Here is a 24,421-nt window from a genome sequence, read left to right on the forward strand (position 1 = left end):
CGTGGCTCACGCCACCAACTCCTCATTCATTTCATTCATCAACCCATCCAACGCCGCCCCGAACACACCCCAAGCCCTCTGCAACCCACCCTGGTTGGCCAGTGCCCCCGCGTCAAAGTCATCCCGAGCAATGCAGCAGCTCGCGGCGATGTGGTCTTTGATGAGGCGCAGCCAGTCGGTCTGTTCGGGGGTGAAGGCGGTGCCGCGCTGGGCGTTGTGCCGGAAGATCCAGGCTTGGAAGCGTTTGTCCACCTCGTCCTGGAAAGGGCGCAACTCTACCGCAGCGGCCGCCTCGCCCGCAGTGGCATCGAGCTGAATGGCAAAACGCACCATGGACACCAGGTCGGTGAGCTGACGCTGGCGGCCACCGCCTTTGACCTGGCTCTCGCGCACGCGGGCGTACGCGGCCCACAGGCGCTCGGTGGTGAGCATGAGCGGCGGGCGCTGCAGGCGTTCGTGAAGGTCTTCAATCATCTCCAGCGTGAGCGCACGGCGCTGGTAGGGCTGCTGGTAGAAGAAGGCGAGCGCTTCGATCTCTTGCTTGTGGGCCTGAATGAACGCTGCAAAGCCGGCCACGTCTTTATTCGCCTGCTCTTGCAGTTGCGGGCTGTAGCCGGAGCTGGTGACGCGGTCGAGGTTGACGTGGTCGATCACCTGCTCGCGCTCGCGGCGAGCGCTTTCAATGTCTTCGCGCAGCGCGGGTGAATCAAACGGGGCACAGGCTGCGTCCACACGGGTGGCGCGGGCTTCGGCCAGTTCATCCAGCGTGAGGCTGTCCAGGCTGCGCGTGATGCCGCGCGCCCGCGCGGTGGCCAGCGCTGCATCGGCGATCTTGTCGGGGTCGAGTGCGTTGATGAGGGCTTTGCCCAATTCGTTCACCGGCACGCCGGCAGCAGACTTTTCAATGCGGGCGCGGGCTTTGTCGTCGAGCTGCTTGCCCAGGCGCACGAGGCGGTTGGCCAGGCTGAGGCAGGTGTCGTCGTCGCGCAGACCCATGTGAACCTGGAGCATCAGGTCTTTGAGCGGCACGGTGGGCTTTTTCTCCAGCGGGCGACTCTCGGTCTTGAGCGACTTCTCAACGCCCACGGCGTCGATCAGCACGAAGCGGTCTTTGGCGCCGGGGGCGCTGTTGCTCACGCGTTGCAAACCGTCGGCGCTGAGGCTGCGCACGCCGCGGCCTTTCATCTGCTCGTAGTAGCCCTTGCTGCGCACATCGCGCATGAACAGCAACACCTCCAGTGGCTTCACGTCGGTGCCGGTAGCGATCATGTCCACCGTGACGGCGATGCGGGGGTGGTGATCGTTGCGAAAGCTGGAGAGAACACCTTCGGCGTCTTTCTCGGTGTAGGTCACTTTGCGGCAGAAGGCATTGCCCTGGCCGTAGACCTCGCGCACGGTGTTGACGATGTCGTCTGCGTGGCTGTCTGTCTTGGCAAAGATCAGGGTCTTGGGTGTTTCCTTGCGCTCGGGGAATATCTGCGTTTCCACCGCGCGCTTCATGGCCTGGATCACTTGGCGGATCTGGCTGAGGTTGACCACCGAGCGATCCAGCTGCTGCGGGCTGTAGGTGACTTCTTCTTCGGTTTCGCCCCAGCGCTTCTTGCGCGTGGCTCGGTCCCGGTGGTCCACCCACATCCTGGCTTCCAGCGTGGCGCCCTTTTGGCTGACTTCGGTGTTGATTTCCCACACGTCGTAGCCCACGTTCACACCATCGGCCACGGACTCCTCGTAGCTGTACGCCGCCACGATGTTTTCGCTGAAGAAACCGAAGGTGCGTTTGTCGGGTGTGGCGGTGAGACCAATGAGGAAGGCATCGAAGTAGTCGAGCACCTGCTTCCACAGGTTGTAGATGCTGCGGTGGCATTCGTCGATGACGATGAAGTCAAACGCTTCCACCGGCACGGCGGGGTTGTAGCGCACGGGTTTGGGCGCCTTGGCGGCCGGCATCACCTCATTGAGCGACACGTCCTCGGCTGCTTCGTCGATGGGCACACCGCTGAGCACGGAATACATGCGCTGGATGGTGCAGATGCACACCTGTGCATGCGGATCGATGGCGGCGCTGGAGAGGCGCTGCACGTTGTACAGCTCGGTGAACTTGCGGCCGTCGTCGGGCGGCGTGTACGCCATGAACTCCTGGTGGGCCTGCTTGCCAAGGTTGCGGGTGTCCACCAGAAACAGCACGCGCTTGGCACCGCCGAATTTGAGCAAGCGGTAGACCGCCGTGATGGCGGTGAAGGTCTTGCCAGCGCCGGTGGCCATGTGAATGAGCGCGCGGGGGCGGTTGGCGGCGAGCGAGGTTTCCAGCCCGGTGACGGCGCTGGTCTGGCAGTCGCGCAGGTTTTGCTGGGGCAGCGCAGGCATGGCCTTGGCCAACCGCGCGCGCAGGCTGTCGGGCTGTGCGAGCCACTCGGCCAATTGTTCGGGGCGGAAGAAGTGAAAGACCTCGCGAGAACGCGGGGCTGGGTCGCGCCCGTCGGTGAAGCGGACGATTTCACCGGTGGCTTCAAACAGAAAAGGCAAAGGCGTCTTGTCTTTGCGCCACTTGAGGGCTGCACTGGCATAGCGCTCGGTTTGAACTTCCGTGGCGGTGAGGTTTTCACCCGCCTCGTTGCGCTTGGCTTCAATGACGCCTACAGGCTGACGGTGAACAAAAAGCACATAGTCAGCCGGGCCGGTGTCGGTGGGGTACTCACGCACAGCCACGCCAACGGAAGCACCCAGGTTGAGCATCTTCATGTCCTGCACGGTCCAGCCGGATTCTTCAAGTCGGCTGTCGATGGTCTCTCGCGCTTTCGCTTCGGGCGTCATGCCGGTGCTCCCTGGTGCCTGCGTCGCCCGGAGGGGGTTGCGCGATGGAAATCAATGTGGGTGCGATGAGTTTAGTTGGAAGAAAGAAGGGGGGTCGGTGGGTTGCCTTGACCTCGGCGCTCCATCCCAAACCCGCCGACAGCAACGGCAATCCGGTGCTTATCGGCCCTTCAGGCCGACGCGATTTCCTTAAATTAGGCGCAGATGCGGTCGATAGACCCTACAAGCCACATGCCATCCGGATCTGGCCCGCATTGAACAACCGGGCGCGGCACCCCTTCTCCGAGGTGCTGTCTCCCGAGACCAACCACGATCGGAACCACCATGTTCAGCAACCTCAAGATCTCAACCCGCCTGATCGGCGCGTTCACCCTGCTGGTGGCCATGCTGCTGGCCATCGGCGCGCTCAGCGTCGTGCGCACCATGTCGGTGGAGACCGACCTGGTCGACATCACCGAGCGGCGCATGACCGTCATTGCCGAGATGGAACTCGTGCGCGACGAGGCCAACTTCCAGGCGCGCGCCATCCGCAACATCGCCCTGTTCACCGACCTCGCCAAGGTGACGCAGGAAAAACAGGCCATCACCGAATCCCGCGGCAAGGTCAACGACATCACCACCAAGGTGGATGCCCTGATCACCTCGGAAAAAGGCCGCGAATTCCAGGCCAGGCTGCAGGAGGCACGCAAGCCATTCCGCGTCGCGGTGGACAAGTTCATCGAGATGATCGACGCTGGTCAGCGCGAACCGGCCATTGCCTTCCTGTTCGACACCGTGCGCCCGGTCCAGCTGGCCTATTTCAAGGTCATCGACGAAGCCGTGGCCTTCCAGACCGAAGGCGCACAGGTGGCCAGCCAGACCGCCCAGGACACGGTCAAGACACTCATCATCACGATCGCGGTCGCGGTGCTGCTTGCAGCGGTGCTGGCGGCAACCGTAGCGACGTGGATCATCCGCTCCATCACGGGCCCCATCAACAGCGCCGTGGAGCTCGCCCGTTCGGTGGCCGCCGGCGACCTGACCCGTGTGGTCGAGGTGAAATCCAAGGACGAGACCGGCGTGCTGATGCAGGCCCTGTCTGAAATGCAGGCCGGCCTGGTGCAGGTGGTGGGCCGTGTGCGCACCGGCTCCGAATCGGTGTCGACCGCCAGCGAGCAGATTGCCCAGGGCAACCAGGACCTGAGCTCACGCACCGAGAGCCAGGCCAGCGCGCTGGAGGAGACCGCCGCCTCGATGGAAGAACTCTCTTCCACCGTGCGCCAGAACGCCGACAACGCCCTGCAGGCCAACCAGCTTGCGCAGAGCGCCTCGAAAGTGGCCATGGAGGGCGGTCAGGTGGTCAGCCAGGTGGTCGACACCATGAAGGGCATCAACGAGAGCAGCCGCAAGATCAGCGACATCATCAGCGTGATCGACGGCATCGCCTTCCAGACCAACATCCTCGCGCTCAACGCCGCGGTGGAAGCGGCCCGCGCCGGCGAACAAGGCCGCGGCTTCGCGGTGGTGGCCGGCGAGGTGCGCAACCTGGCGCAGCGCAGTGCCGCTGCCGCCAAAGAGATCAAGCAGCTCATCAACGACAGCGTGGAGCGCGTGGAAAGCGGCACGGCGCTGGTGGACAAGGCCGGCGCCACCATGAACGAGGTGGTGGACAGCGTGAGGCGCGTCACCGACATCATGGGCGAGATCAGCTCGGCCAGCAAAGAGCAGAGCGACGGCGTGGGCCAGATCGGCGAAGCCGTGACCCAGATGGACCAGGCCACGCAGCAGAACGCCGCACTGGTCGAAGAGATGGCCGCCGCGGCCAGCAGCCTGCGCACCCAGGCCACCGACCTGGTGCAGGCGGTGGCGGTGTTCCGCCTCTCGGGCAACCAGGTGGGCTTCAGTGCCGTGACACCCGTGGTGCGCACCCACGCGCCCGTGGTGGCACCCAAAAAGTCACCGACGCCTGCGGCGCTGAAGAAACCCGCAAGCCGCCCGGCCCTGCCAGCGGTCAAGCAGCCGGCCGCTCAGCCCGTCGCCAGGCGCGAACCCGCGCAGGCCACGGCCGATGCGGCGGGTGACTGGGAATCTTTCTGAGCACGCCCTAAGCTCCCTGAAATGCAATCAGCCGCCCGAGGGCGGCTGATTGCGTTGGGGAACGAAGGCGCTGGTGGATCAGCGTTTGCCGCCGCCCCCGCCGCCGTTTCCACCGCCATTGCCGCCACCGTTACCGCCGCCCTTGCCACCACCGTGGCCACCACTGCCGCCCTGGCCACCGGCGGACAGGCCGGTGCCCGTTGAGGCCGATGCCACCGTGGTGCGGCTCTTCTCGGTGGTGGCCTTGGCGGTCTTCTGGGACTTGGCCGTGCTGGCCACGCGGGCATCGTCCGCCTTCTTCGCCTTGTTGGCCGCACTCACCACATCACCCAGGCGCAGGCCCAGCGAATTGGCGATGGCGCCCCAGCCCATGCCGCTGTCGCGCAGACCTTGCACGTTGGCGGTTGCCATGCCGAGCTCGGCGCTGGTGGGATTGGCGATGCCTTGCTTGGCCAGGTCGGCCTTGGCGATGTTGGTCGCAAAGTCCTGCTTGGGCGCCGCCGCCGTGGTGGTCGTGGTGGTGGTCGTTGGTGCGGTGGTCACCGTCACGTCCACGGTTGTCTGGGCGAATGCGCCTGTTGCTGCAAACAGCGCAATGCACAGGCCGGTCTTGAGCAACAGGGGATGGGTGTGTTTCATGGATGACTCCTGGGTTGTTGTGTCACGGACCATGCTAACGGGGCCATGTTGCGCGCAGGGGGCTCAATGGTTACCAGCGGTAGGTTTGAGCCACCAGACGTCACCGGGGTGTGCGCCAGCGCACACTGTCGCCTCATGGCGGCACCCCTTCACCCGGATTCAACTCACTGCTTGGGGCCTTCACCCAGGCGGCGCCCCAGCGACACTGCGTACGGCGCGGCGCGCGCAGCGAGCATCGGATCGCTCGAAGGCTCCACGCCCTTGGGCAGCACCATCGGGTTGAAGTTGATCGCCACACAGGGGCCTGTCGAATCCGCGGCCACCGACTTGATCGTGAGGCGTCCCAGGGTCACTTTCTTGCGATCCTGCGGCAAGGGGATCACGGCGCTGTCCAGCTTGTCGTCCGGCTGGGCGAGTTGCAGGTTGAAGTCGAAGGCCACCACACCCGCTGCCACACGCTGACGCAGGTCAGCGTGCAGGAAATCCGCTCCTTTGGCCTGGGCTTCCTCGTCGGTGAGGCTCTGCGTGCCTCCGACCGGCTCGAAGATCCACTTGCCGAATTGTTTCTTGCCACGCGCATCGACAAACGCGAAGGCGTGCACACCCCAGTAGTTCACCTTGCCGAAACTCGCGGGCACCGGCTGGCTCGCGAAATACTTGCCCTGCAGCAAGGTGTCGGGGTTGGCGTCGTTGAACGCCTTCACCTTCTCCGGGTTCGGCTTCTTCGTCTCGGGATCGGGTGCGACCGCTTCCAGGCGAGCCAGCATCTGTTCGGGCGAGGACGCGCCGAAGACAGGTGCCGAGATGTTGCCCATCTGCCAGGTTTCGTTGCCCGGCAGGTCAAATTGCAGTGCCATGTTGCGCTGGCTCTTGCCGTTGTCAGGTGCCTTGGGGTTGCCGCCACCGATCGAGAAGCGCGCCAGCACGGGCACCGGCTGGCCACTGAAGGCCGACGACACCGACAGCTCCCGGCCCTGCGCATTGCCCACGAATTCGGCCGTGGCGCACACGCCCTTGGCGCCCGAGCGGCGGAAGCCCTCGAACTTGCCACCGGCGCGCTCGAACGCGTCCACCATGCGGGTGGGATCGACCTGGGCCGAGGCGGACGAGCCGAGGGTCGCCGCCGCACAGGCAACGACCGTCATCCAGGCAGGCATCGAGAGGGCATTGTTCATGGTGGGGCTCGCAAAGTTGGTGGTGGGAGATGTCGAGAAAGGGGGAAGAAAACAGCCGCATTGCGGATTCTGTTGGATGTCAGGCTGGACGCGCCAGGCGCAGCCACAAGGCCCTACGCACCGATCAGTCCCAACACGATCAGGGCGGCGCTGGCGTCCTTGTCGCCGACCTGCGCGGCCTGCGTGAGGTAGATGCGAGCCTTCTCCGCGTCGCGCGGCAGCCGGGTGCCGGCGGCATACAACATGCCCAGACGGTACCTGGCCTTGCAGTTGCCGGCGCGCGCGGCACGGTCGTAGAACGTCTCAGCCTTCTTCATGTTCTTCGGCTCACCCAGGCCTTCTTCAGCGAGGATGCCCAGGTTGAACAGTGCTTCGCCGTTGCCCACCTCGGCCAGTGTTTCCCACACTTCGCGAGCCTCGGTGTAGTGCGCCATCCTGAATTGGGCAAAGGCCTTGTGGTTGCCCGAAGCGGGGTCGCGCAGCCAATCGTCGCGGTGGCTGTCCTGCGTCCGGGAGACGCAGGTGAGCATCACCAGGGCCGCACCAAGCACGGTGCGCGGATGGAACACGTCAGCTTCCGCGTCCATGGTCACAAAGACTCGATGCGCAGCTCGGTGAGCCAGCGCGCGCCGGGCGTGAAGGGATCGCGGTCCATCGGACCGTAAGGCGGCACGCTCAGGTTGTCGGGCGGCACACCGATGCGGTTGAGGTCCACCGCCTGCGGCTGGCCCACCAGCGCGGTGGGCGTGGTGGTGAACTTGAAGACGATGCCGTTCCAGAGCTTGGCGCCGAAATCCTTGGGCTGTTTGTAGAAGAACAGCAGGCTGTGTTCCAGCCACGCAAGCTGGGTGCTGGAAGCCGTGCCGGGCTGTGCATACGGATACGGCACGAAGCAGGAGATCTCCTGCTCGGCCGGCAGGCACTTGAACTCGCGCATGGAGAGGAAATGGTCGCGCATCACTGCGTAGTCCATCTGCACCTTGAAGGCACTGGCGCCACTGGCGGCGGGCGTGAACACCACGCGGCCGATCGTCGTGCGCGCGCCGTCCCTGGTGACGGCGATCAGCGCCTTCTCGCCGGAGAAATCAAACGCGTGCACGCCGCCCCCGCACAGCAGCAGGACCAGGGCGAGCGCACGCAAATCCGTCATGGCTTGACGGTCAGCACCCAGGTCGAGAGGGTCTTGAGATCGGTCGTGCTCAGGCTGGGGTGGGCTGGCATGGGAATGCGGCCCCATTTGCCCTTGGAGCCGTTCTGGATGGATTGCGCGAGCGACGCAGCAGCGTCTTTCTCGGTCGCGTATTTTTCGGCGATGGCCGCAAAGGCAGGGCCCACCACTTTTTCGCCATTGGCATGGCACGAATAACAGCCGCTGGCTTTGGCCAGGTCGGGGGCGCCGGCCAGGTTGGCCTGCGCAAAGGCGCTGGCACTGGTGATCAGGGTGGCAATGATGAGAATCGAGCGCATGGCAGGTCCGCTTGAAAACTGACGGGGTCAAAGAAAAAGGTGCCGACCCGGCGCGTGCACCGCACCCGGCCGGCACCTTGGAACATCACTTCGCGAGCTTGAAGGTCCAGACGGAGCCGCCCTGCTCCAGGAAGTTGACCTTCTTGGCCACTTCACCGCCCCACAGAGGCACGGCGCCGCCCCAGCCGGAGACCACGCTCACGTACTGCTCGCCGCCTTCGGTCCAGGTGATGGGAGGAGCCACCACGCCGGAGCCGGTCTGGAACTGCCACACGACCTTGCCGGTCTTGGCATCGGCTGCCTTGAGGTAACCCTCAGGCGTGCCCCAGAACACCAGGTCGCCCGCGGTCAGCACACCACCCCACAGCGGCGCGTTGTTCTTGACTTCCCAGGCCACTTTGCCGGTCTTGGGATCGATCGCGCGCAGCGAGCCGATGTGGTCTTCGAACAGCGGCTTGATGGTGAAGCCCGCACCCAGGTAGGCAGCGCCCTTCTTGTAGGTGATCGGCTCGTTCCAGATCTCCATGCCCCATTCGTTGGTGGGCACATAGAACAGGCCGGTGCGCGGGCTGTATGCCATGGGCATCTGGTTCTTGCCACCCAGGAAGCCGGGAGCGGAGAACACCGACTTGCCCTTGGCGCCGTCGCCGCCAGCGGCGGTCGGGTCGCCAGGACGGTTGGTGTCGTCAAAGTTAGGACGGCCGGTCTTCAGATCGATGCCGGTGGCCCAGGTCACTTTCTTCACGAACGGGAAGGCGTTGACCAGCTTGCCGGTTGCGGCGTCGTTCACGTAGAAGAAGCCGTTGCGGTCTGCCTTGGCGCCCATGCGCTTGCCGTCCATGTCGAAGGTGACGAACTCGTTCACACCGTCGTAGTCCCAGCCGTCGTTGGGCGTGTTCTGGTAGTGCCACACGATCTTGCCGGTCTTGGGGTCGATCGCCACGGTGGAGGCCGAGTACAGGTTGTCACCCTTGCGCACATGGCTGTTCCATGGGCCGGGGTTGCCGGTGCCGAAGTAGGCCAGGCCGGTCTTCGGGTCGTAGGTGCCGCCCAGCCACGGGGTGGCTCCGCCGGTTTTCCAGGTCTCGCCGGGCCAGCTGGCGTTGGTGGTGCCGGAAATACCGTTTTCCTTGCCGTCCTTGTAGCCCATGTGGCCTTCGACCACGGGACGCGACCAGACCATCTTGCCGGTCTTGGGATCGCGCGCTTCCACGCGGCCAACCACGCCGAACTCACCGCCGGAGACACCGGTCATGAGCAGGCCTTGTGCGATCAGGGGCGCGGCGGTGTAGCTGTAGCCGGCGGCGTAGTCGTCGATCTTCTCGCGCCACACCACCTTGCCGGTGTCCTGGTCCAGGGCCACCAGCTGGGCGTCGAGCGTGCCGAAGATCACCAGGTTGTCATACAGGGCGGCGCCACGGTTGATCACGTCGCAGCAGGGCATGATGCCTTCGGGCAGGCGGTGCTCGTACTTCCAGAGCTTCTCGCCGGTCTTGGTGTCCACCGCGTAGATGCGCGAGTAGGAGGCCGTGACGAACATCTTGCCCTTGTTGACCAGCGGCTGAGACTGCTGGCCGCGCTGCTTTTCACCGCCGAACGACATGGACCACGCCGGCACCAGCTTGCTGATGTTCTTGGCGGTGATGCCATTGAGTTCGGAGTGGCGCTGACCCTGGGTACCGAGGCCCCAGCTCAACACGTTCTCGGGCGACTTGGCGTCGTTGGCGATCATGGCGTCGGTGACGCCCTGCGCGCCAACGTGGGCCGTGGCGGCCATGATCATGAGGCTCAGTAGAGTGCGTTTCACAGTTTGTCTCCTGCTCGTCTGTGGGTTGGATGGCTGCCTCCGTGCAACATGCCCGGCTGCTCGTGATGCCCGACGCGACAGATCGGTCCGTGGGCTGCACGGGACTTGAATGGCAACATCTGTGCCAGGGTGCGCGGCGTGGCGCCGAGCGGCTTTTCCTAGGGTTTTCGAGTACCTCTTGCCCCCCACGGCGAGCGCAACTGCGCCATGTCACCTCTGGCGGCTGTGACGCCGTGGTGACAGTGTTCAGAAATGAATCACAGGCCCGCGGGCCTGCAACAGTTGGCGCTCAGCGCCTGGACGCGGGAGCGGCCAGCACCCGCTGCTCGTAGCGCGGGTACCACTGGGTCAGGCTGCGGTGCAGCTCGGCGGGCTGGGCGGCCCAGCCCTGGAAACGCTCGGGCACCGGCAGGCGCAGCACCTCGCTCAGGTCGAGCCCGCGCTCGGCGCTCTCGCGCATCTGGGTGGTGAGCCAGCGCAGCCAGTCGCGCGTCTGTTCCACGCCACCCAGGCCGCTGTGCAGCGGGCCGTGGCTGGGCACCACCTGACGGATCTTCTCCGTGGTGATCCATTGCGACAGCTTCGCCAGGCTGGCCTGCCAGGCTTCAAAGTCGGCGTGCGGCGTGGTGGGCACGCGGCTGGCAAACACCAGGCCTCCGGCAAACAGCACGCTGGTGGTGTGGTCAATGAGCACCAGGTCGTCGCTGGTGTGGCCGCTCAGGCGGCGCAGCTCCAGCTTGTGGCCACCAATCTGCAGCACCCCGGGCTCCACCGGCTGGCGCGAGGGCGTGGACTCGGTGGCCTTCATCCAGTCGCCGCACAGGCGGTAGAGGTTGTCGGCATAGGCCCTGCCTTCAGCCTGCATGCCGCTGATGCTGCCTGGCAGCGCCTGCGTGGGCCGGTCGGCCCAGGCCTGGTTGCCGAAGAAGTAATCGGGGTGCAGGTTGAGGCTGAGCACGCGCACCACCGGCTCGCGCGTGACGCGCTCGATGGCGCGGCGCTGCTGCTCGCCATAAAGCCGGGAAGGCCCGGTATTGACCACCACCACGCCCGCGCCGGTGGCGATGAAGGCGGTGTTGATGATGTTGCAGCCGTTGGTGCGCGAGAAGTCTTCCACCGCACCCTCGATGATCCAGGTGCGCTCGGCGATCTGGCGCGGGCGCAGGTCGTAGTCGAGGCGGGCCATGTCAGGCCGGGCCTGCGCCATGGCCACGCTGGCGAAGGTGGCGATCAGCCAGGCCAGCAGCACTCTCATGCGCTCACCTCCGCATCGATCCGGTTGCCATTGTTGTCGCGCCCCACCAGCCGGAAACCACTGCCGTACTGCGGAGGCAGTTCGAAGGTGATGAGCGGGTTCTCCGACACCGGCTCGTGCAGCGCAAGGCGCCACCAGGGCACGCCCGCGCCGTCCACCAGCTGCAGCTGCTCGATGTAGAAGGCCGGGATGCCGGCCACCAGCCCGGTGTCCATGGGGTGCATCACGCGCACCCGCAGGCGGCGGCTGCCTTCGAGCACGTTGTTGAAGAAGCGCGCCTGCACCTGGTTGAGCGAGCGGCTCCACGAACCGTCGGCGCGCGTGGCGCCGGGCACCGTGCAGCCGCCACCGGCCGCCTGCACCCAGGTGCTGCCCACGTGCCAGGCACCGTCGCGCGTCTGCACCAGGGCGCGCACGGGCGAGGCCTGCTCCATGCGGATGCGAAAAGCCAGCATGGGCAAGGCCTTGAGCGGCTCGAACTCCAGCACCTCGCGCACCGGGTTGCGGTCCACCACCACCTGGATGCGCACGACGCCACCGCCAGTGGCGCCCAGGCCGCGCGCGTCCACCAGCAGCGGCACATTCATGGCGTCATCGGCAAAGGCCGGGCCACTCACCACCACCGCGCTGGAGAAGCGCATGGGCGCATTGCCCAGGTACTGCTTGCGCAAGCCGGGCCACTGCATGGAGCCCAGCGGGTCGCCGCCGGTGTGGTCCACGGCGGCCAGGAGCGGTGTACCGGCCGCGCCCAGGGCAGCGCCGACGAACCAGCGGCGGTGCTTGTCAACCGGTGTCATGAGAGCCATTCAGGAACCTCGTTGGCGGATCCAGCCGCGTTGCGGGTCGTAGCCCCACAGGGCCAGCACAAAAAACGTGATGCTGCACACCACCACCACCGCCCATGCGGTGGCGTTGAACTGCCCATACATCGCAAAGCGCATGGCTTCCACCGCGTGGGTGAAGGGGTTGAACTCGGCCAGCTTGAGCAGCCAATAGGCGCCCGACTCCTCCAGCTTCCACAGCGGGTACAGCGCGGGGCTGATGAAGAACATCGGGAAGATCACGAAGTTCATGGTGCCGGCAAAGTTCTCCAGCTGCTTCACATAGACCGACAGCATCAAGCCGAGCGCGGCCAGCAGCGTGGCACCACATGCCATGGCCACCAGCAGGCCGGGCAGGTACAGCAGCGGAATCTCCACCCCGAAAGCCCACGAGATGGCCAGGAACACCGTCATCTGCAGCACCGACAGGCAGGTGCCCGCGAGCAGCTTGAAAGCCAGCAGCCAGCCGCGCGCCAGCGGCGCGGTGAGCAGCAGGCGCATCACGCCCATCTCGCGGTCGTACACCATCGAGAGAGAGCTCTGCATGCCGTTGAACAGCGCCACCATGCCCAGCAGCCCGGGCACCATGTAGACCTTGTATTCGATGTAGGTCTCATACGGCGGGATGATGGCCACGCCAAACACGTTGTGGAAACCCGCCGAGAACACCACGAACCACAGCAGCGGGCGCACCAGCGCCGAGCCCAGGCGCGAAGGCTGGCGCAGGAAGCGCCCGATCTCGCGCCCCACCACCGCGCGCAGCGCGCGCGCCAGGTGCATGGGCAGCGAGGGCCCGGAAGGCATCAGGGCCGTTGTTTGCATGCGCTCTCCTGTTCGTCCACGCCCAGCGTGTCCAGCACTTCCCTGGGATGCAGCACGCCTTCCAGCGGCGCCAGCCCCACCACACCGTCCACATGGCTCACGAACATGGGTTGGCGCAGCTGGCCGTCCCAGGCGCGAAAGCTCAGGCGCGGGCCTTTGAAGCCGTCGATCACCACCGCGCCCGCGCGCAGCTTCTTGAGCTGCTGAGGCACCCCGGCCTTGGGGTCGTCCACCAGCACCGCGGCCACCGCCTTGCCCGCCGCCCAGGCGGCCCAGTCGTGGCTCTGCATGGGGCGCTGCGCGAGTTTCTGGAAACGCCGCGTGAGCTGCGGGCCGCCGTTGCGCTCCCACTGCGGGTGCCAGGCCTGCGCCACCAGGCCACTGGCGCCCACCACCGGGCGCGGCCACTGCGTGGCGTAAGGCACGGTGCGGGCGAACTCGCCGTTGGCGTCCATCACCGCCACCACCTCGTGCTCGCGCTCGCCGGTGAGCAGGCGCGTGTTGGTGAGGTCGCGCTCGCGCGGGTCGCCGCTGAGCTTGAAGGGTTTGGTCTGCGTGATCTTCAGGCCGTAGCGTTTGGCGGCGCGGTTGAAGGCCTCGCCCATCAACACATCGGCCGGCTCCGGGCCTTGCAGCAGCAGCACCTTGCGCCAGTTGCGCGCGGCCAGGTACTGGGCCAGCGTGTCGGCGCGCATGCTGGCGCTGGGCAGCGTGTGCAGCAGGTGGGCGGCGCAGTTCTGAGCGCGCAGGCTGTCGTCGTCCAGGCCGGTGTTGAACACCACCGCGCCGCCGAGTGCGGCGGGTGCGGCCTGCACCAGCTGGCGCAGCTCGGCCAGGGGCAGGTCGGCCACCAGGTGCTGCACCTTGGCGGCTTTCAGGTCGGCCAGGGCCTTGGGAAGCGCTGCCATGTCGGGCAGCACCACGTCACGCACGGTGAGTGCGATGCCGGCGGTGTCGAGCTCGACGGCGGCTTCTTCCAGCGCCAGCTGCACGCCCTGCAGCGCCCTGCCCTGCGGATGGCCGGGGTAGCCGCGCTCCACGCGGCGAGCAGCGTAGCGCGCATCACCGGCCAGCGAGATCACGACCATGGTCATCTGCGTGGTGGCGGCCTGCACCGCCGGCCAGGCCAGCAACGTGGCCAGCGTGAACGTGGCCGAGGCCCGGCGCAAAAAGGGCTTCGGCATCAGGGCTGCACCAGCACGCTGTGCGGCACGCGGCCAACGGCCACGGTTTTGATGGCCTTGGCGTTGGCCGTGTCCACCAGCGTCATGTCGTCCGAGAGGCCGTTGGTCACATACAGGGTCTTGCCATCCGGGTGCATGCTGAGGCCCCAGGCGCGTTTGCCCACCAGCACCTGGCGGCCCACCTTCTTGCTCGCCACGTCCACCTCGGCCACGTGGTTGGCCTTGCCCAGGCCGACCCACATGGTCTTGCCATCGGGGCTCAGCGTCATGCCCACGGGGGTGATGTCGGCCTCGCGCATGCCCTTCACTGCAAATTTCACCGAGGCCTTGACGCTGTGGTCCTTGGTGTTGACCACGCTCACGGTGGCGTCGAGTTCGTTGGTGACCCACAGCTCGGAGCCGCCCTCGGCCAGCACGAAGCGGCGCGGGCGCTTGCCCACCTTGATGTTCTTGATCACCTTCTTCTGGCCCAGGTCGATGACGTGAACCACGTTGGCCACCTCGGAGGTGACGTAGGCCAGCTTGCCGTCAGGCGTGATCAGCACACCCTCGGGCTCGCCGCCGGTCTTCACCTCGAACAACGGTTTCTTCGTGGCCAGGTCGTAGGCGGCCATCACGTTCTCGTCTTCGATCGACACATAAACCGTCTTGCCATCGGGGCTGAGGTCAAAGATCTCCGGACTGTCCCCCAATGGAACAGTTCCGGTCATCTTGCCGCTGGCGGTGTCCACCACGCCGAGCTGGTTGCTGTCGCCGCAGCACACGTAGATCTGGCTGCGGCTGGCGTTGAACATCATGTGGCGCGGGCGCTGGCAGGTGTCGATGGTCGCCTGGCGCTCGCCCTTGGCATCGAACACGTAGATCTTGTTGTCCTTCTCGCTGGACACGTACACCTTGCCCTGAGCCAGCGCGGCGAATGGGGTGCACAGCGCACATCCGAGCACAGCAGCCCAGACCATTGAACGCAAGCCCTGCGCGGCGGGGGCGGAACGAAGCATCAAACTGTCTCCTTGGTTTTGTAAGTTCTGACGTGTGGGCAGCAAAATCAGTGCCAGCGCAACAGGCGTGGAAATTGCCTGCAAACGCCCGCCACCAGCATGGTGCAGGCATGACCCGCCCTGCTGCTACGGACAAACCCTGAGACAAAACGGCACACCCCGATGACACAACGCTCCCCCCGACCCTGCCCTGCGCAGCCACTTGCTTCGCGCAGACAGTTCCTGGGGTGGGGTGCTCACTGCGCGCTCGGTACGCTGGGTGTGTCTGGGCTGACACGAAGTGCACTCGCGCAGGCCGCTGGCGCCTTCCCGCAGCGCCCGATCCAGCTCATCGTGCCCTGGCCCGCCGGCGGCGCCACCGACCTCACGCTGCGCATCCTGTGCGAGGACGCCGCGCCGCTGCTGGGCCAGCCCATCGTGGTCATCAACAAGCCCGGCGCCGCCGGCACGCAGGTGGCGCCACTGCTCAAGGCGGCCGAGCCCGACGGCTACACCATCGGGCAGGTGCCCATCACCGTGTACCGCCACGCGCTCATGAACAAGGTGCCGTGGGACCCGGTGGCCGACCTCAGCCCCATCGTGCAGGTCTCGGGCACCACCTTTGGTGTGCTGGTGCCGGCCAGCAGCCCGTGGAAAAGTTTCAACGACCTGCTGGCCTGGGCCAGGGCGCGCCCGGGTGAACTCATCCTCGGCTCCACCGGCATCGGCACCACCGCGCACCTGGCCACCGAAGAAATCCTGCTGCAGAACAACATCCGCTATGTGCACGTGCCCTACCGCGGCACCGCCGACCAGATGCTCGCCGTGGCCGGTGGCCAGGTGATGGCGGGCGTGAACTCCACCGGCTTCGCGCCCTGGGTCGACCAGGGCAAGATCCGCGTGCTGGCGATCTTCAGCGCGCAGCGCAGCCCGCGCTGGCCCGACGCGCCCACGCTGCGCGAGCTGGGCTACGAACAGTCCGTCTACACATCGCCCTGGGGCCTGGCCGCGCCACACGGCACGCCCGAGGCCGTGGTGCAGCGCCTGCACGACGCGTTTGCCAAGGCCATGCTAAGCGAGCGCCACCTGCAGGAACTGGCCCGCTACGATCAGACGCTGGATTACCTCAACACCCGCGACTACCGCCGGGCCGTGCTGGAAACGGTGGAGCGCGAAAAGCGCCTGCTGCAACGCATGAACCTGCTGGCCAAGACCAACGGCGCCTGACCCCCCGATGACCGAAGCCCACAACGCCCCCACCGCCACCCTGCTCCAGGCCCGCAACCTGCACAAGTCCTACGGCGCCAAGCCCGCGCTCAAAGGGGTGGACGTGACCCTGCGGGCCGGCGAGATGGTGGCCCTGCTCGGGCCCAACGGCGCGGGCAAATCGACCCTGCTGCAATTGCTCACCGGCCTCTTCACGCCCGACCAGGGCAGCATCGAGGTGCTTGGCCACGACATGCGCCAGCACCCCAGCCGCGCACTCGCCGGCCTGGGCGTGGTGTTTCAGCAAAGCGCGCTCGACATGGACCTGAGCGTCATAGCCAACCTGCACTTCCACACCGACCTGCACGGCATGCCACGCAAGCTGGCCAACACACGCATCAACACCCTGCTGGAGACCATGGGCCTGGCCGACCAGGCCAAAGCCGTGGTGCGCAGCCTCTCGGGCGGCACGCGCCGCAAGATCGAGCTGATCCGCGCGCTGCTGCACGAGCCTCGCGTGCTGCTCATGGACGAAGCCACCGTGGGCCTGGACCCGGCCTCACGCCAGCAGCTGCTGGACACCGTGCGCGGCCTGTGCCAGAGCCGGGGCATGGGTGTGCTCTGGGCCACCCACCTGATCGAAGAAACCCGCCACGCCGACCGGCTGATGCTGCTGCACCAGGGCGCGGTGCGCTTTGAAGGATCGGCCGCCGAATTCATGGCGCAAAGCGAGGGCGGGGACTTTCAGACCGAGGTGTTGAAGCAGTTGGGACGCGGGACGGTTTGAGAGGGCGTGGTGGGTGGGTGTGCGAGCGGCTTGCAGAGGATGCAGGGTTGCTCTGGGCGTGAAGACCGGTATGCAGTGATTGCAGATCAGCCGTGGTCTCTTCGGGTCTGGGCAGGTCTTGGAATGCAGCTTCGCGGACGTGGTCATTCAGGGCTTGAGCGCCAGGATCAGTTCGGCAATGGTGCGAGCATCGGCCTCGCTGACGTTGGCCTGTGGCGGCATCATGTCTTCTCCCCATACGCCGCTCCCTCCCGCCCGGATCTTGGTAGCAAGCATCGCCACAGCGCCGGCGTTGCCGGCATACCGGACCGCCACCTCATTGAAGTTGGGTCCGTACTTGCGCTTGTCGATCAAGTGGCAAGCGCTGCAGTTGTTGCGCTGCATGAGCGTCTGGAGCTGTGCGGTGTCGGCGCTTGCCTTGGGGCTCCAGACCACCGCAGTGACACCCGCAAGCAGCACGACCGTGGTCCAGCTCACTCGGCGCGTGATGGGGAAAGATGGCAAATGATTCATAGTCAACACGGCATTAAATGACCAACGTTCGAGCGTGAGTCGAGGTGATAAAACATTGATCCATATGAAAAAGCGCTGCCGAACGGCAGCGCTCCCCATACAGAACAGGCTCAGTTGGGCGTTACGCGATAAATCATGCCGCTCGCCTCATCGGCGACATAAAGCGCGTTATCCGGGCCCATTGATACGTGACGGAAGCGACCAGCGAACGTCGGCCAGGACAGTTCCTGGCGAGTGGAGGCAGTGCCGTCCTTGCTGATGTCAAGGATGTCGATGCGGTTGCCGGTGGGCGTGCCGTGGATGCCAATGCCGGCGTAGCCGACGGCCAGACGACCTTCCCATTCCTTCCACTGCTTGCCCACCAGGAACACGCTGCCACACATGCCCTGCGACAGGCCGTTGTTGTTCCAGGCCGGCTTCATGGCGTCAGGGTATGCGCGTACGTCGGTCATGGACATGAACGCGCTGCGCTCGGCCGGCGGCATGGCGCCCATCTGGTTGGGCGAGTAACCGCAGTAACCGTCGGGGCAGGCGCCACGGCCGTTGCGGTTGTCACGCGGGTCCCAGCCACCGTTGCCGCCGTTGACGAGCTTGGTGACCTCGTCGCTGTGCCAGGGGCCATTCTCCGAAATGAAGGGCTCGTTCGTGCCCGGACGGAACGCTATGCCCTGAGGGTTGCGGAAGCCGTAGGCGAATATGCGCTTGTCGAAGCCCGGTGGCGGGTTGTTGCCCGGGGCGGCTTTCCCGTCGCGATCCACGCGCAACACCTTGCCGCGGATCTGCGTAGGGCTCTGCGGGCCTTCGCCGTTGTGGTTGTCGCCAGTCGTGACGTACAGAAAACCGTCACCCGGGTTGAAGCGGATGCGGCCACCGTTGTGCGCGCCCGGCCCGCCAAACGGATGGTTCGACTTGAGGGGCTTGTATCCGATGTCGTTGATGATCTCGACGACATCGGACACAGAGGACATCGAGGGGTCCATCTTCATCCGCATGACGATGTTGTTGTAGCCGCCGTAGGTGCGGTTCGAGCCCTTCGAGCTGGAGTACAGATAGACGAAGCGGTTGCTTGCGAATTGCGGGTCGATGGCGACGCCCTGCACTCCAGCTTGGCCGTCGCAAAACAGGTCTTCCTTCACGCTCGCGTAGCCAGTGGAGCCACCCACGCCGAGCAGCGCAGTGGTTTTGCCCGAGGGCAGGCGCACAGACAAGCCCTTGCACTTCTCGGTGAAGAACATGGTGCCGTCGGGCAGGAAGGCCATGTCCCAGGGCGACTCGGTTTTCTGGAAGTCCTCTACCTTGACGGTCACCTGCGCGACGGCAGCTGTCGCAACCATCATCCCGATGATTGCGGCGAGGCCGATCGGCAGCTTCGACCACGGCGAGCGATGCGCAGATCGTGAATCCCCAGAGGGATCGGCAAAAGGTACCACTTGAGTCATGTTGTCTCCTTATTTGCTTTTTCTGAGCGGTATGGCTCTTGGGATCCTGCATTCGCGTATGACCCCGCCTAACAGGTTATCAATGGCACATGCCAGGGCACCTAGCGTTTTCCCTAGAACCGCCTGAGGTCTTTCAGTCCACCTCGAACGTCCGTCGCCGGCCGATGACCGTCACCCGTTTGGCTCAACCCGATGGGAGACCCTCATGGAGGCCGCCGTAAATGGTGTTCATCTCGAGCCGTGGAACAAGGGCAAGATCGTCGGTCAAAAGGCACCGTTCAAGTTCAAGGACATCCGGGCGCTGCGCGTGCGTCTGCAGATGGAGGCTCGAGTACGCGAGCTCGCCCACTTCAACCTGGGATCTGACAGAAAGCTGCGTGGCTGCGACCTCGTCAATCTGAAGGTCCGCGATGTGTGTCACGGCGACCACGTCGCGACACGAGCCACCGTCACGCAGCTCATGCCCCAGCAGGCAGTTCAGTTTGAAAGCACACCAGCGCCCCGGAAGGCAGTGCAGGCATGGATCAAGCCAGCCGGGTGGAAGCCATCGGCCTGGACCGCGGGGACTGTGGCACCCACTCGATGCGCAGAACAATGGTGAGAGTCCTCGGCATTGAGGTCGATGACGCACTCGAGATCTCCGGGCCGGCGGAGATCTGAGCTGGCACAGCGCAAGTCGTTGTGTTCGGTCGTCGAAAGCGATGCTCGGACGTCCCAAATGAACGCACGCAGGGGAACGACTGGTTTGGATCGAGCAGCCGCCGTTCAAGCGCTGCATGCCGCAATAACCGCGAGGCAAGATCGCGACGACTTGGTGCCTCGACCACGAACGTCCGGAACCTGTCAGATGGGTAGCGACCTGCGAAGACGATGGCTAGACTTCTCCATCCGGCTAGAAGTAGCCGGTCACCGGCCCGGGCTCGGTAGCCTGCTGTTGGCGATCCGCTTGAGCGAGCGGCTGGGCTTCACTTGCTCGCGCAGACCCCGATTTCACTCTTCATCTCGACAAGGATGACGTGGGTAGGGGTTTCGCCATTGTTGGTCCCGATGTGGGTCTGGCTGTTAGACCACATGACATCCCCTTCCTTGAACTGACGTTGCAGTGTTTTTCCGTCAGGGAGGGCAATGGAACGTTTGAAAGATGAAAGTGAGTAAAGAACGAAAGCTGGGTGCTTGTGCTGATGTGTCACTTCGCCGGGTTTGTCCTTGTAGTCGAGCACCCGCACACATTCATTCTCGAAAATGACTTTGTACTTCTCCCCATCCGTCTGTACTGCGTCTTGAGCACAGGCGAAAACTGGAAGCATGATGAAGGAGGACAGGAGTGCTATGCGAAGCATGAGGATTCCTTTGAAGTGACCCGTGCAGTTTAGGCCTGAAACTGGCTTTCCTCCAGTTTCCCGGACACATCCAAAGACAGGATGTGTTCAGACTGACGTTTCCCCCATATCCGGTCACTTCTAAACTGGAGTTGGGCGGTTTTCCACTTGGGACCTGAGAGACAGATGTGCAGGGCGGATTCAACCGGTCGATGCAACAGATTCGCTGAACATCTCAGCGGGCGTATGGAAGCCGAGCGTCTTGCGCGGCCTTTCGTTCAATTGTCTCGCGATCGCGTTGAGCTGAAGCTGTGAGAAACCCGAGATGTCCATGCCCTTGGGCATGTACTGCCTGAGCAGGCCATTCGTGTTCTCGTTGCTTCCGCGTTGCCACGGGCTTTGTGGATCGCAGAAGTAGACCTGGATGTCGGTGGCCATTGTGAACTGCTTGTGCGCGGCCATCTCCTTGCCTCGATCCCAAGTCAGTGACTTGTAGAGTTCCTGCGGAAGCTTGCGAGCGTTCTTGATGAGCGCGTTGACGACCGTCTGCGAGTCTTTGCAGTCCAGCTTCACCAGCATCACGTACCGCGTCTGGCGCTCGACCAACGTCGCGATCTGGCTGTTACCACTGCCGAAGACCAAGTCTCCCTCCCAGTGACCAGGCACCGCTCGATCTTCGACAGACGCAGGTCGCTCGCTGATGGAAACTGCGTCAACGATCTGCCCATGGCCCGCCGTTTTCTGCGTGTAGTGGCGAGAGCGACGCATCCCGCGGGTTCGTCTTAGGTGCGCCAACAGCTCCTTCTTCAATGCGCCACGCGCTTGAATGAACAGACTGCGGTAGATGGTCTCGTGTGACACGTGAAGGCTCTCGTCGCACGGATAAGTATGCTTTAGCCAGCCCGCGATTTGTTCAGGCGACCACAGCGCTCTTAGCTTGTCGGCGACGATGCGTGCCAAGCTGCGGCTCTCCATGAGCTTGCAACGCTTGGGCCGAAGCGCTCGGCCCCAAGCATCGCTGTCGGCCTGCGCGGCTCGATAACTCTCTTGGCCACCATTGCGCTTCAACTCACGACTGACTGTCGATGGCGCCCGGCCAAGTCGTGCAGCGATCGACCGAATCGATTCGCCCGCAACGACGGACCGCGATATTTCTTCTCTCTCAACCAAGGTCAACGCCGTCGCGGACCGGCATCGCTGTGGTGGCCTAATGCCACCAGTTTTCACCAAGATGTTTTGGATCGAGGTGTGCGGCCGGTCAAACAGTTGACCTATCTGGTGAAGCGTCCAACCTTCTCTCCAGCGCTCCCACATCAATGCCTTCTGGCTGTCGGTGTAGTAGTTTCGTGTCCGGTACTTCATCTGCAACACTCCATCTGCTCATGCAGTTCTCAGTGTGTTGCATCGACCGGTTGAATCCGCCGTCTCAAGCCGACTTAGCCGTCGAAGTTCTGCAGCGCAGCATTCGCAGCGACTACCCGCCATCGGACCGCGCGCGACCCCTATTTATCCTGGACAAGCGAGCGCTGTAGCGTCGGCGGTTCGTTGCTGGAACAAGGCCTGGCCGGCGTGGATGCGCACACCGCTCTCGATGCCCGCCACCGGCACCAGCCCGGGAGGTGTCAGCACGATGATGGTGGAGCCGTGCTCGAACCAGCCCATCTCCTCGCCTTTGGCCATGCGGGCAGAACAGGGAATCACATTGGGGCCGGGCCAGCGCAGGTGCAGCAGGATGTTGAGCCAGTGAAGGCGGATGCTGGCCACCAGCACCGCGGCCACCGGCACCAGGATCAGCGGCGCGTCACCCAGGGTGGGCAGGCGGCATTCGATGACGGCACGCTCGTTCTTGCAGAACAGGCGCTCGACGCGTTTGAGCGCGATGGGGTTGACGTTCCAGGTGTCTCCGCTGATGTAGGTCACCCGGTCCACCGCCAGCGCATGGGGAGCATGGAAGCGGTGGTACATGGCCGAGGTGAGGCGCAACGTGGTGTAGCGCCCGCCCTGCATGCGCTGCGCCATGGCCTGCGACCCCAGCAGTTCCTGCAAGGGATAGGGAAAGCCTTTGGCTTGCAGCACGTCGGTGCCATCGATCGGTCCGCAGGCGCCCACGATGGCGTCGCTGGGGCTGCACAACACGGCCAGGTCGGGCTCGAACGGGCGCAGGCCCGGCTTGAGTTCGCGCGTGAAGCAGTCGCGCAGGCTCTCGAACCGCTGTTGTTTCGCCTCGCTCAGGTCCAGATCGGTGAACAGCCGCCATACCGCAATGGACAGGCGCGTGAGCACAGGGCTCCGGATTCGGCTGAACCAGCCCATGAAGCGGGTGGCCGCCACGCGCGGTATCCGGTTGGTGAGCAGGAAGTTGAGATCTTCGTTGAGAAGGAATTTTTCGCGCCAGGCATTGATGTTCATGGTTCTGTCAAAGCAGTGATCTACAAATGTCACACCTTCACTTTTCAGGTGTGTGTCAGATGTCCACCGCATGGGTTCTTTCCGCCAGCGCACTGGCCGCCGCTTTTCCCTTCGTGCACCAGCGTCTGCAGCTCTCGCGCGCCAAACACCGGTCGCTGGCCGGGCATTCGTTCATGGCCAAGCGCCTGGCGCGCTGGGTGCCCGGCTACAGCTACACCGAAGACCGCTTCTTTGCGGCCGACGGAGCCTCGCCTGAGGTGGCGGCCCGGCGCAAGGCGGCCTTCTTTCGCTTGTCCGCCGATCTGAACGCCAGGGCACCGCAAGGCCTGGCGCTCACCGCGCAGCTGCGCAGCGGGCTGCCCGATCTGCAGTTCACCGGCCGCTACCGTGTACCGTTCCAGTTCAGCGAGCTGGTGCGCCAACACCTGGCGCTGCCCGCGTTCTGGGCGCAAGCCGAGGGCGTTGGCCTGACCGACATCGACGGCAACCACTGCTTCGACCTCACCGGCTCCTACGGCGTCAATGTGTTCGGTGTCGACTTCTACAAGGCCACCATGGCCGAGGGTGCCGAGCTGGGCGCCACGCTGGGGCCGGTGCTGGGTGGCTACCACCCCTGCGTGGCCGACAACGTGGAGCGGCTCAAAGCCATCTCGGGCCTGGATGCTGTGTCGTTCCACATGTCCGGCACCGAAGCGGTGATGCAGGCGGTGAGGCTGGCGCGCTACCACACCGGCCGCAAGAAGCTGGTGCGCTTTTGCGGCGCTTACCACGGCTGGTGGGACGACGTGCAGCCCGGACCCGGCAACCCGATGCCGCCAGGCCACGCCTACACCCTGAAGGACATGGACGAACGCAGCCTGGGCGTGCTGCGGACCCGAAAGGACATTGCCTGCGTGCTGGTCAACCCGCTGCAGGCCCTGCACCCCAACCGCAATGCGCCGGGCGACTCGACCGTGATGACCGCGCGCCAGAGCGATCCGGCCGAGCGCGAGGCCTACGCGCAGTGGCTGGGGCGCTTGCGCGAGGTCTGCACGCAGCGAGGCATTGCGCTGATCTTCGACGAGGTCTTCGTGGGCTTCCGGCTGGCGCGCGGCGGAGCGCAGGAACACTACGGCGTGCAGGCCGACCTGGTCACCTACGGCAAGACACTCGGTGGCGGCCTGCCGGTGGGCGTGGTCTGTGGCAAGGCCGCCTGGATGCAGCGGTTTCGCTCCGAGCGCCCGGCCGACATCTGCTTTGCCCGTGGCACCTTCAATGCGCACCCCTATGTGATGGGCGCGATGAACGCGTTTCTGAGAAAGCTGGACACCCCCGAGGTTCAAGCCCTCTACGACGGCCTGGACGAGCGCTGGCACCAGCACCTGAAGCAGTTCAACCACGGGCTGCAGCAAGCCGGTGTGCCGGTTCGGGTGGTCGGGCTCTCCAGCATCTGGACCGTCAACTTCACCCAGCCTTCGCGCTACCACTGGATGCTGCAGTTCTACCTGCGCGAGCAAGGCTTGGCGCTCAGCTGGGTGGGCACCGGGCGCATGGTCTTCAGCCTGAACTACAGCGACCAGGACATGGCCGAGGTGCTGCGCCGCTTCGTGCTGGCCTGCCAGCGCATGACCGAGGACGGCTGGTGGAGCACGCCCACCGGAACGACGGCCCGCGATCTGCAGCGGCGGGTGCTCAAGGAAATGTGGCGCGCCCGCTGGAGCGCACGCGCCTGAGG

21 protein-coding genes and 1 pseudogene are annotated in these 24,421 nt (G+C 64.9%); 5 read left to right on the top strand and 17 right to left on the bottom strand.

The window, feature by feature from the left end; all coding sequences use genetic code 11:
- Nucleotides 1-6: 6 nt before the first annotated feature.
- A complete protein-coding gene (locus tag F9Z44_RS14385; protein ID WP_159607252.1) occupies nucleotides 7-2,811 on the bottom strand; it encodes a type I restriction endonuclease subunit R in 2,805 nt (934 codons plus the stop codon).
- 324 nt (nucleotides 2,812-3,135) lie between these two features.
- On the opposite strand from F9Z44_RS14385, the gene F9Z44_RS23160 reads away from it, so the two are divergent.
- On the top strand, nucleotides 3,136-4,887 hold the full coding sequence (locus F9Z44_RS23160) for a methyl-accepting chemotaxis protein (RefSeq protein WP_159607254.1): 1,752 nt from the start codon (nucleotides 3,136-3,138) through the stop codon (nucleotides 4,885-4,887).
- A gap of 78 nt (nucleotides 4,888-4,965) precedes the next feature.
- Here the strand turns inward: F9Z44_RS23160 and F9Z44_RS22790 are convergent, their stop codons facing one another.
- The 11 genes from F9Z44_RS22790 to F9Z44_RS14445 all read right to left on the bottom strand — a co-directional run bounded on the left by F9Z44_RS22790 (nucleotide 4,966) and on the right by F9Z44_RS14445 (nucleotide 15,055).
- The gene (locus F9Z44_RS22790; RefSeq protein WP_159607256.1) at nucleotides 4,966-5,526 is read right to left on the bottom strand and encodes a hypothetical protein; all 561 of its coding nucleotides are present in this window, start codon (nucleotides 5,524-5,526) and stop codon (nucleotides 4,966-4,968) included.
- A gap of 164 nt (nucleotides 5,527-5,690) precedes the next feature.
- Nucleotides 5,691-6,701, bottom strand: a complete 1,011-nt coding sequence (locus F9Z44_RS14400; RefSeq protein ID WP_159607258.1) for a catalase family peroxidase — start codon at nucleotides 6,699-6,701, stop codon at nucleotides 5,691-5,693.
- Nucleotides 6,702-6,814: 113 nt separating this feature from the next.
- Entirely contained in the window at nucleotides 6,815-7,288 is a 474-nt protein-coding gene (locus tag F9Z44_RS14405) for a tetratricopeptide repeat protein (RefSeq protein ID WP_159607260.1), read from the bottom strand.
- A 2-nt stretch (nucleotides 7,289-7,290) separates the two neighbouring features.
- Nucleotides 7,291-7,851, bottom strand: a complete 561-nt coding sequence (locus tag F9Z44_RS14410) for a hypothetical protein (RefSeq protein ID WP_159607262.1) — start codon at nucleotides 7,849-7,851, stop codon at nucleotides 7,291-7,293.
- Complete coding sequence (locus F9Z44_RS14415) at nucleotides 7,848-8,168, bottom strand: c-type cytochrome (RefSeq protein WP_159607264.1); 321 nt, start codon at nucleotides 8,166-8,168, stop codon at nucleotides 7,848-7,850. Before F9Z44_RS14415 ends, F9Z44_RS14410 begins: the two co-directional genes overlap by 4 nt.
- An 85-nt stretch (nucleotides 8,169-8,253) precedes the next feature.
- Nucleotides 8,254-9,951, bottom strand: coding sequence for a PQQ-dependent methanol/ethanol family dehydrogenase (locus F9Z44_RS14420; protein ID WP_159608738.1), 1,698 nt, complete (start codon nucleotides 9,949-9,951; stop codon nucleotides 8,254-8,256).
- 313 nt (nucleotides 9,952-10,264) lie between these two features.
- Nucleotides 10,265-11,230, bottom strand: coding sequence for a quinoprotein relay system zinc metallohydrolase 1 (locus F9Z44_RS14425; RefSeq protein WP_159607266.1), 966 nt, complete (start codon nucleotides 11,228-11,230; stop codon nucleotides 10,265-10,267).
- Complete coding sequence (locus F9Z44_RS14430) at nucleotides 11,227-12,036, bottom strand: quinoprotein dehydrogenase-associated SoxYZ-like carrier (protein ID WP_159607268.1); 810 nt, start codon at nucleotides 12,034-12,036, stop codon at nucleotides 11,227-11,229. The genes F9Z44_RS14425 and F9Z44_RS14430 overlap by 4 nt, the downstream gene beginning before the upstream one ends.
- Nucleotides 12,037-12,873 (bottom strand): ABC transporter permease, encoded by an 837-nt coding sequence (locus tag F9Z44_RS14435; RefSeq protein WP_236574142.1) that lies wholly within the window; start codon nucleotides 12,871-12,873, stop codon nucleotides 12,037-12,039.
- Nucleotides 12,855-14,057, bottom strand: coding sequence for a branched-chain amino acid ABC transporter substrate-binding protein (locus F9Z44_RS14440; RefSeq protein ID WP_159607270.1), 1,203 nt, complete (start codon nucleotides 14,055-14,057; stop codon nucleotides 12,855-12,857). Before F9Z44_RS14440 ends, F9Z44_RS14435 begins: the two co-directional genes overlap by 19 nt.
- Entirely contained in the window at nucleotides 14,057-15,055 is a 999-nt protein-coding gene (locus tag F9Z44_RS14445) for a PQQ-dependent catabolism-associated beta-propeller protein (protein WP_159607272.1), read from the bottom strand. Before F9Z44_RS14445 ends, F9Z44_RS14440 begins: the two co-directional genes overlap by 1 nt.
- Before the next feature lie 261 nt (nucleotides 15,056-15,316).
- On the opposite strand from F9Z44_RS14445, the gene F9Z44_RS14450 reads away from it, so the two are divergent.
- Both F9Z44_RS14450 and F9Z44_RS14455 read left to right on the top strand, forming a co-directional pair.
- Nucleotides 15,317-16,261 carry a tripartite tricarboxylate transporter substrate binding protein gene (locus tag F9Z44_RS14450; RefSeq protein WP_236574143.1) on the top strand — a complete coding sequence of 315 codons (945 nt, stop codon included), beginning with the start codon at nucleotides 15,317-15,319 and terminating at the stop codon, nucleotides 16,259-16,261.
- Nucleotides 16,262-16,268: 7 nt separating this feature from the next.
- A complete protein-coding gene (locus F9Z44_RS14455; protein ID WP_159607276.1) occupies nucleotides 16,269-17,027 on the top strand; it encodes an ABC transporter ATP-binding protein in 759 nt (252 codons plus the stop codon).
- Nucleotides 17,028-17,174: 147 nt separating this feature from the next.
- On the opposite strand, the gene F9Z44_RS14460 is transcribed toward F9Z44_RS14455, so the two are convergent.
- A complete protein-coding gene (locus tag F9Z44_RS14460; protein WP_236574144.1) occupies nucleotides 17,175-17,540 on the bottom strand; it encodes a c-type cytochrome in 366 nt (121 codons plus the stop codon).
- 110 nt (nucleotides 17,541-17,650) lie between these two features.
- Nucleotides 17,651-18,979, bottom strand: a complete 1,329-nt coding sequence (locus F9Z44_RS14465; protein ID WP_236574145.1) for a PQQ-dependent sugar dehydrogenase — start codon at nucleotides 18,977-18,979, stop codon at nucleotides 17,651-17,653.
- 205 nt (nucleotides 18,980-19,184) lie between these two features.
- On the opposite strand from F9Z44_RS14465, the pseudogene F9Z44_RS14470 reads away from it, so the two are divergent.
- Nucleotides 19,185-19,639 (top strand): annotated as a pseudogene (locus F9Z44_RS14470) (integrase).
- A 305-nt stretch (nucleotides 19,640-19,944) separates the two neighbouring features.
- Here the strand turns inward: F9Z44_RS14470 and F9Z44_RS14475 are convergent.
- From F9Z44_RS14475 to asd, 3 genes are all read right to left on the bottom strand, one after another.
- Nucleotides 19,945-20,319 (bottom strand): hypothetical protein, encoded by a 375-nt coding sequence (locus tag F9Z44_RS14475; protein ID WP_201449968.1) that lies wholly within the window; start codon nucleotides 20,317-20,319, stop codon nucleotides 19,945-19,947.
- Between the two features lie 180 nt (nucleotides 20,320-20,499).
- Nucleotides 20,500-21,660, bottom strand: coding sequence for an IS30 family transposase (locus F9Z44_RS14480; RefSeq protein ID WP_159608743.1), 1,161 nt, complete (start codon nucleotides 21,658-21,660; stop codon nucleotides 20,500-20,502).
- Between the two features lie 144 nt (nucleotides 21,661-21,804).
- Nucleotides 21,805-22,707 carry an archaetidylserine decarboxylase gene (gene asd / locus F9Z44_RS14485; RefSeq protein WP_159607278.1) on the bottom strand — a complete coding sequence of 301 codons (903 nt, stop codon included), beginning with the start codon at nucleotides 22,705-22,707 and terminating at the stop codon, nucleotides 21,805-21,807.
- 59 nt (nucleotides 22,708-22,766) lie between these two features.
- Between asd and F9Z44_RS14490 the strand changes: the two genes are divergently transcribed.
- Nucleotides 22,767-24,419 carry an aminotransferase class III-fold pyridoxal phosphate-dependent enzyme gene (locus F9Z44_RS14490; protein ID WP_159607280.1) on the top strand — a complete coding sequence of 551 codons (1,653 nt, stop codon included), beginning with the start codon at nucleotides 22,767-22,769 and terminating at the stop codon, nucleotides 24,417-24,419.
- The last annotated feature ends 2 nt before the right edge of the window (nucleotides 24,420-24,421 follow it).

Origin of the sequence: Hydrogenophaga sp. PBL-H3 (assembly GCF_010104355.1) — a bacterium.
Classification (GTDB): Bacteria; Pseudomonadota; Gammaproteobacteria; order Burkholderiales; family Burkholderiaceae_C; genus Hydrogenophaga.

Excerpts from the sequence above, each read along its gene's own strand:
- F9Z44_RS14385 (WP_159607252.1), bottom strand. The coding sequence starts at position 2,811 with ATGACGCCCGAAGCGAAAGCGCGAGAGACCATCGACAGCCGACTTGAA.
- F9Z44_RS23160 (WP_159607254.1), top strand. The coding sequence starts at position 3,136 with ATGTTCAGCAACCTCAAGATCTCAACCCGCCTGATCGGCGCGTTCACC.
- F9Z44_RS22790 (WP_159607256.1), bottom strand. The coding sequence starts at position 5,526 with ATGAAACACACCCATCCCCTGTTGCTCAAGACCGGCCTGTGCATTGCG.
- F9Z44_RS14400 (WP_159607258.1), bottom strand. The coding sequence starts at position 6,701 with ATGAACAATGCCCTCTCGATGCCTGCCTGGATGACGGTCGTTGCCTGT.
- F9Z44_RS14405 (WP_159607260.1), bottom strand. The coding sequence starts at position 7,288 with ATGGACGCGGAAGCTGACGTGTTCCATCCGCGCACCGTGCTTGGTGCG.
- F9Z44_RS14410 (WP_159607262.1), bottom strand. The coding sequence starts at position 7,851 with ATGACGGATTTGCGTGCGCTCGCCCTGGTCCTGCTGCTGTGCGGGGGC.
- F9Z44_RS14415 (WP_159607264.1), bottom strand. The coding sequence starts at position 8,168 with ATGCGCTCGATTCTCATCATTGCCACCCTGATCACCAGTGCCAGCGCC.
- F9Z44_RS14420 (WP_159608738.1), bottom strand. The coding sequence starts at position 9,951 with ATGATCATGGCCGCCACGGCCCACGTTGGCGCGCAGGGCGTCACCGAC.
- F9Z44_RS14425 (WP_159607266.1), bottom strand. The coding sequence starts at position 11,230 with ATGAGAGTGCTGCTGGCCTGGCTGATCGCCACCTTCGCCAGCGTGGCC.
- F9Z44_RS14430 (WP_159607268.1), bottom strand. The coding sequence starts at position 12,036 with ATGGCTCTCATGACACCGGTTGACAAGCACCGCCGCTGGTTCGTCGGC.
- F9Z44_RS14435 (WP_236574142.1), bottom strand. The coding sequence starts at position 12,873 with ATGCAAACAACGGCCCTGATGCCTTCCGGGCCCTCGCTGCCCATGCAC.
- F9Z44_RS14440 (WP_159607270.1), bottom strand. The coding sequence starts at position 14,057 with ATGCCGAAGCCCTTTTTGCGCCGGGCCTCGGCCACGTTCACGCTGGCC.
- F9Z44_RS14445 (WP_159607272.1), bottom strand. The coding sequence starts at position 15,055 with ATGCTTCGTTCCGCCCCCGCCGCGCAGGGCTTGCGTTCAATGGTCTGG.
- F9Z44_RS14455 (WP_159607276.1), top strand. The coding sequence starts at position 16,269 with ATGACCGAAGCCCACAACGCCCCCACCGCCACCCTGCTCCAGGCCCGC.
- F9Z44_RS14460 (WP_236574144.1), bottom strand. The coding sequence starts at position 17,540 with ATGAATCATTTGCCATCTTTCCCCATCACGCGCCGAGTGAGCTGGACC.
- F9Z44_RS14465 (WP_236574145.1), bottom strand. The coding sequence starts at position 18,979 with ATGACTCAAGTGGTACCTTTTGCCGATCCCTCTGGGGATTCACGATCT.
- F9Z44_RS14475 (WP_201449968.1), bottom strand. The coding sequence starts at position 20,319 with ATGCTTCGCATAGCACTCCTGTCCTCCTTCATCATGCTTCCAGTTTTC.
- F9Z44_RS14480 (WP_159608743.1), bottom strand. The coding sequence starts at position 21,660 with ATGAAGTACCGGACACGAAACTACTACACCGACAGCCAGAAGGCATTG.
- asd (WP_159607278.1), bottom strand. The coding sequence starts at position 22,707 with ATGAACATCAATGCCTGGCGCGAAAAATTCCTTCTCAACGAAGATCTC.
- F9Z44_RS14490 (WP_159607280.1), top strand. The coding sequence starts at position 22,767 with ATGTCCACCGCATGGGTTCTTTCCGCCAGCGCACTGGCCGCCGCTTTT.